Consider the following 5,256-nt stretch of genomic DNA (forward strand, 5'->3'; position numbering starts at 1 on the left):
CGAGGTGTACGGGTCCCACACCGCCCAGGCGTCCACCTTTCCCCTGGTGAACGCGGCCAGTGCATCGGCCGGCTGAAGGTAGTTGAGCTTGACGTTGACGTCGACGGTGTGGACGAAGTCAGCCTCGGTGATCTCGGCAGCGGGCTTGAAGATCCCGACGCCTGCGTTGGCGAAGACGGCGTCCAGACCGCCCCGCCAAGTCTCCACCCGCCGCATCAGGTGATCGAGATCGGCCAGGGACGACACGTCGGCGCGGACCGCGAGAGCCCGCTCGGCGGCGTTGAGCCGGGCGACCGCGGAGTCCAGTCGGCCCTGGTCACGACCGGTGATGACGACATACGCGCCCTCGTCCAGCAGCCGCCATGCGGCAGCGAACCCCATCCCGCTGGAGCCGCCGGTGATCAGGACCGTCTTGTTCGTGAATCGGTTCATGACGACGATCCTCGAGCGGCTCGCCGAGGGCCGGCAGTGTCGGCTGAGCCTGGGTCTGCCACCACCACCCTGGGCCCGCGGACTTCAGGCCGCGCCGGACTCCCGTACGCCCAGCAGCGCGGCCAGACGGGCCTCGGTGCCGGTCCCGTCCGCAGGGGTGTAGAGCAGCAGTCGATGGCCCGGCAGGTCCGAAAGCGGCAGTGCGGTGTACTCAAAGACCAGCTCACCGCCTGCCGGATGAGCCAGCGCCTTGGTGCCCTCGGTCGCGGTGCCGACGGGATGCTCCGCCCAGACCTCCGCAAAGGCGGGGCTCGCCGCGCACATGTCGGCGGCCATACGGCCGAATTCCGGGTCGTCCGGGTATCGGGCCGCATCCGCCCGGAACTGCCCGACGATCGCCCGCGCGGCGTCCTCCCAGTGGCAAATCTCCGACCGGAAGCGGGCGTTGGTGAAGAAACTCACCAGGCAGTTGTGGTCGTCCTCGCCGTATCCGAACACCACACGGGCGGCACGGTTGACCGCGGCCAGATGCCAGTGCCGGTCGATGACGTAGGCGGGACGCGGCAGCCAGCCGTCGATCACCCGCAACAGCTGGGGCGAGATCTCCCGGGCGGCCGGAGGCGACTGCGGCGGGTTCAACCCGGCCAGCAGATACAGATGCTCCCGCTCCGCGCCGTCGAGCCGCAGCACCCGCGCGACGGCATCCAGGACGTCGGCCGACACATTGATCTCCCGACCCTGTTCGAGCCAGGTGTACCAGGACACCCCCACCCCGGCCAGCACCGCCACCTCCTCCCGCCGCAATCCTGGCGTACGGCGCCCGCCACCCCCGGGCATCCCCACATCCCCGGGCGTCAGCCGCGCCCGCCGCGACCGTAGGAACTCACGCAGCTCGGCGCTGCGCCGTCGCCTTGCGTCCACAGAAAGTCCGGAAATACTCATCCGCCCATGCTAGACAGCGCCGTGGTCGCGCCCCACGGCCCCCGAGCCAACGCCCCACGTCCCGGGGGCCGTCGACAAGCGCAGCGCCAACTCCTCTCCGCGGTCTCCGACTTGCGGTGCCGGGCAGTCACCGTCGGCGAATGCCCTCGTAGCCGGATGGATCACCGAGGCCCGGAGCGGGCAAACCACCGCCCGCCACCAGCTCGCCGCTGCGGCACGCACACACAACGCGAGATCCTCACCGAGGAATACGTGTCCGAGGGGGGACTTGAACCATACGCACATGCCAGTGATGCGCGGGGAGCTGCGGCTGGCGTAGACGCGCACGACCGACGCTGTCTATCGCGTGCCACGCAGGAAGCTCCCTCTCCTTTCCGCGAATTACTACGTTGCAGGTGCCTAGTACATCCCTCGTCCGCGTGAACTCTCGTGCCGTGACAGGGGCGGGCCGCGCCCGATATGGACTCGGTGAGGCCGGAAGGTTGTCCGCGGCGGCCACGCTCAGCATTCCAATTGGACCGGCATCGGGTTCAGGGACAGATCATGAGTGGGGCGCCGAGGGCGGGCTCCCGCCGATGCCTGCCAGCCCAGCAGGTCAGGGCGCGGTTCAGCGTCGTGGATAGGAGGTGGAAGCGTCCCCCAGCCCGCTCGTGGATGTCTTCCCGCGTGTAGGCGTCGCGCGGACGGCTGCGAAAGCGCTCCTGGCGTCGGCGGTTCTCCCGGAGCTTGCGGAACCTTGCCTCCGCAGCCCGTTCCTCATCCGTCATCTCGTGCTGGCGGGCGACCATGACGAGCAGCCGGTTGCGGTACTCCCGGCGGGGCATGGTTCCCGTCATCGCCCGCAGCGCAGCCAGGGCTGCGAACGGGTCACCGAATTCGGCCACGCGATCTGGCTCTATCCGGATGCATCGGGCCACCGTCCCGGCCTCGTACTCAGTGCGCAGCCGGGCTTGGCGCTCTGCCCGCAAGGCTGCTATTCGGGGTGAGACCGGCCGCGGACTCACGTGGCCCTGGCCGTCAGCTCGTCGTGTTCGCCCAGCATGCGACTGGCATACCCCCGCGGATCCGGCTGACAACAACCGTGCGCCCCACAGTTCGAGATCGCAGCCGTATGCAAGATCCATCTGACTTGGAGCACCCGGCAGTAGGCGTCACGTCAGGCGCTTGGTGGTGGGGCGTCTGTCCCAGCGGTAGCGAGGGGCCGCGCGGCGGATGAGGATACGCAGCGAAACGATCGCTGCGGACACGTAGAGGTAGAAGTCCACGACACGGCAGCTCTTCTCGGTGCAGCGCCGCAACTTGGCGAAGCCGTACATCCACGCGTGGCTTCGCTCCACCACCCATCTCTTGTCGGCCTGGATCGGGGTGGGGCGCCCTTGCGGGCGATCTCTCCGGTGAAGCCCAACTGAGCCAGTGCGCCTGCCGTCGGCGCTCTTTAACTCCATCGGTTCCCGCGCCCAGGCCATACGCTCTTCTCAAAATGTGCCGCACCCCAGGGGTTGACCGCATCCCGCCACTCGCCGCGTTGTACACCCGAGCGTGGCGTGACCCCCTGGTCCTATGCCCCGTAGTCGTATAGACGCGCGCGTGCGTCGACCGAGAACCGGTCCGGTGCCCGCACTGAAGTCGCGTCGCCGCACTGGCGCCGGTGGCGCCGGCGCCACGGTCACGTATCGGCGCCGATCCCGCATCGCTCGCGGAGGATCTGAGCGGTCTGCGTGCACCAGTCGGCGGTCTCCTGCTCGAAGCGGAGGCCGCGCTGACAGGTCAGGTATGGCCCGATCCGGTCGGCGGAGGTCAGGAATTCCTGCTCATCGATGTCGCCGCGATGGCGATTCAGGATCCGCTCAAAGATGTCGATCTTGGCGGCGGCGATGAGTGCCCGCTCCTCAAGCTGCTCGATCACCGCGTTCGCGGACACGCTGTCCACGGCCTGCACCTTGACCAGAAGGTCGTCGCGAATGAACGTCGGCTTGGCGCTGGATTGGGCGAACCGTTCCAGCTCGTCGAGGCCGGCGTCGGTCACCGAGAAGAGCCGCTTGGTCGGACGGGTCTCCTGGATCACGGCACGGCCCTGGATCAGGCCGTCCTTCTCCAGCTTGGTCAGCTCCAGGTACAGCTGCTGCGGCAGCGCGTGCCAGAAGTTGGCCACGCCCACGTCGAACGCCTTGGCCAGTTCATAGCCGCTCGACTCGCCGTCCAGCAGCGCGGCCAGCACCGCATGCCGTAGAGCCATGATCGTCGGTCTCCTATCCATGTCACGCCGCTGGGCCCGCGGGGTGCCGGTGGGGTACCGGCCCTCTCACTCTACTCTGCTTCTTGATTACTCATATTTTTGAGTAAGGTGGAGGTGTGGCGCCGGTCCCGGGCTCCTCGCGACCGGGCCCGCCGTCGACAGCCCGGCTCGCAGCGCCGGACGCAACGCCATCGTGAGAGGAGAGGACAGCGGATGAACCCCAACAACCCCTACAAGGGCGCCTTCACGCCGGTCGCCGAGGAGGTCACCTCCTTCGACCTGCCGGTCACCGGCACCATCCCCGCCGAGCTCAACGGCCGCTACCTGCGCAACGGACCCAACCCCTTGGACCTCGACGAGCCCCGGCTCCACCTATTCACCGGAGCGGGCATGGTGCACGGCGTACGGCTGCGTGACGGCAAGGCCGAGTGGTACCGCAACCGCTGGGTGCGCTCGGCCGGCGTCGCGCAGGCACTCGGCGAGCAACCCCGCCCGGGCGCCTCGACGCGCCGCAGAGACCTCGGCCCCAACACCCATGTCATCGGCCACGCCGACCGCACCTTCGCCCTGGTCGAAGGCGGTTTCCGGCCCTACGAACTCACCTACGACCTGGACACCGTGGGAGCCTGCGACTTCGACGGCACGCTGCGCGACGGCTTCGTCGCCCACCCCAAGCTGGACCCCGCCACCGGAGAACTGCACGCCGTGGCCTACGACACCGACGGTGACACGCTGACCTACCTGGTCGTCTCTCCGCTCGGCAAGGTCGTGCGCAGCGTGGACATCCCGGCCCCGCACTCGCCGATGATGCACGACTTCGCGCTGACCCAGAAGTACGCCGTGCTCTACGACCTCCCGGTCACCTTCAGCCGGGCTGCCGCTGCGGCGGGCCAGGCGCTCCCGCTGGCCTGGAGCGAGGCCCGCGGCGGCCGGATCGGCCTGCTACCCCGGGGCGGTACCGAGGTGCGCTGGTTCGAGGTCGATCCGTGCTGGGTCTTCCACACCCTCAACGCCTACGACCAGGGCGACACGGTCGTGGTGGACGTCGTGCGCTACCCGCGGATGTTCGCAGGGGCCGAGCTGATGGGCAACAGCCTTCCCACGCTCGACCGCTGGGTCATCGACACGGTCACCGGGAAGGTCACCGAGACCCGCCTCGACGACCGCCCGCAGGAGTTCCCCGTGGTCAGTCCGGCCGTCGTCACCGGCGCCCATCGCTACGGGTACTCCGCGGTCATCGCGGACCTGAACCGCTACGTGGGCCCGGCCGGCGGCCTGGACGGGCTGCCCGACGACGCGTTCAGCAACGCGCTGATCAAGCACGACCTCGACCGGCAGACCACCACGGTCCGCGGCTTCGGCGCCGGCCACTACACCAGCGAGGCGTACTTCGTGCCCGCACAGGACGCGCAGACCGAGGACGACGGCTACGTCCTCGCCTACGTCTTCGATCCCGCCCGCGGTGCCACCGATCTGGTCATCCTCTCCGGACAGGACTTCACCGGCGACCCGATCGCCACCGTGCACCTGCCCGCGCGCGTGCCGCTCGGCTTCCACGGCAGCTGGATCCCCGACCCCGCCCAGACCACCCCCCCCCCCACCCCCCCCCGAGCCAGCCCCCCGGCGAGGGTGGGGTTAACGGCGCG

General features: G+C 69.1%; 5 protein-coding genes and 1 pseudogene. 1 reads left to right on the forward strand and 5 read right to left on the reverse strand.

Annotation, left to right across the window (positions count from 1 at the left end):
* The 5 genes and pseudogenes from AB0I10_RS40070 to AB0I10_RS40090 form a co-directional block, all read right to left on the reverse strand.
* The coding region (locus AB0I10_RS40070) for an SDR family NAD(P)-dependent oxidoreductase (protein ID WP_363157677.1) at positions 1–432 on the reverse strand (432 nt) is incomplete at its 3' end.
* 84 nt (positions 433–516) lie between these two features.
* Positions 517–1,374, reverse strand: coding sequence for a helix-turn-helix transcriptional regulator (locus AB0I10_RS40075; protein ID WP_363157678.1), 858 nt, complete (start codon positions 1,372–1,374; stop codon positions 517–519).
* A 530-nt stretch (positions 1,375–1,904) separates the two neighbouring features.
* Positions 1,905–2,258: a hypothetical protein gene (locus AB0I10_RS40080; protein ID WP_363157679.1), complete on the reverse strand. Its 354-nt coding sequence runs from the start codon at positions 2,256–2,258 to the stop codon at positions 1,905–1,907.
* Positions 2,259–2,525: 267 nt separating this feature from the next.
* Positions 2,526–2,791, reverse strand: a pseudogene (locus tag AB0I10_RS40085) (IS5/IS1182 family transposase); the annotation flags it as partial.
* Between the two features lie 249 nt (positions 2,792–3,040).
* On the reverse strand, positions 3,041–3,610 hold the full coding sequence (locus AB0I10_RS40090) for a PadR family transcriptional regulator (protein WP_363157680.1): 570 nt from the start codon (positions 3,608–3,610) through the stop codon (positions 3,041–3,043).
* A gap of 213 nt (positions 3,611–3,823) precedes the next feature.
* On the opposite strand from AB0I10_RS40090, the gene AB0I10_RS40095 reads away from it, so the two are divergent.
* Positions 3,824–5,256, forward strand: a 1,433-nt coding sequence (locus tag AB0I10_RS40095) for a carotenoid oxygenase family protein (RefSeq protein WP_363157681.1), incomplete at its 3' end; no start/stop codon positions are given.

Source organism: Streptomyces sp. NPDC050636, from assembly GCF_040654775.1.
Taxonomy (GTDB): domain Bacteria; phylum Actinomycetota; class Actinomycetes; order Streptomycetales; family Streptomycetaceae; genus Streptomyces.

Excerpts from the sequence above, each read along its gene's own strand:
- AB0I10_RS40075 (WP_363157678.1), bottom strand. The coding sequence starts at position 1,374 with ATGAGTATTTCCGGACTTTCTGTGGACGCAAGGCGACGGCGCAGCGCC.
- AB0I10_RS40090 (WP_363157680.1), bottom strand. The coding sequence starts at position 3,610 with ATGGCTCTACGGCATGCGGTGCTGGCCGCGCTGCTGGACGGCGAGTCG.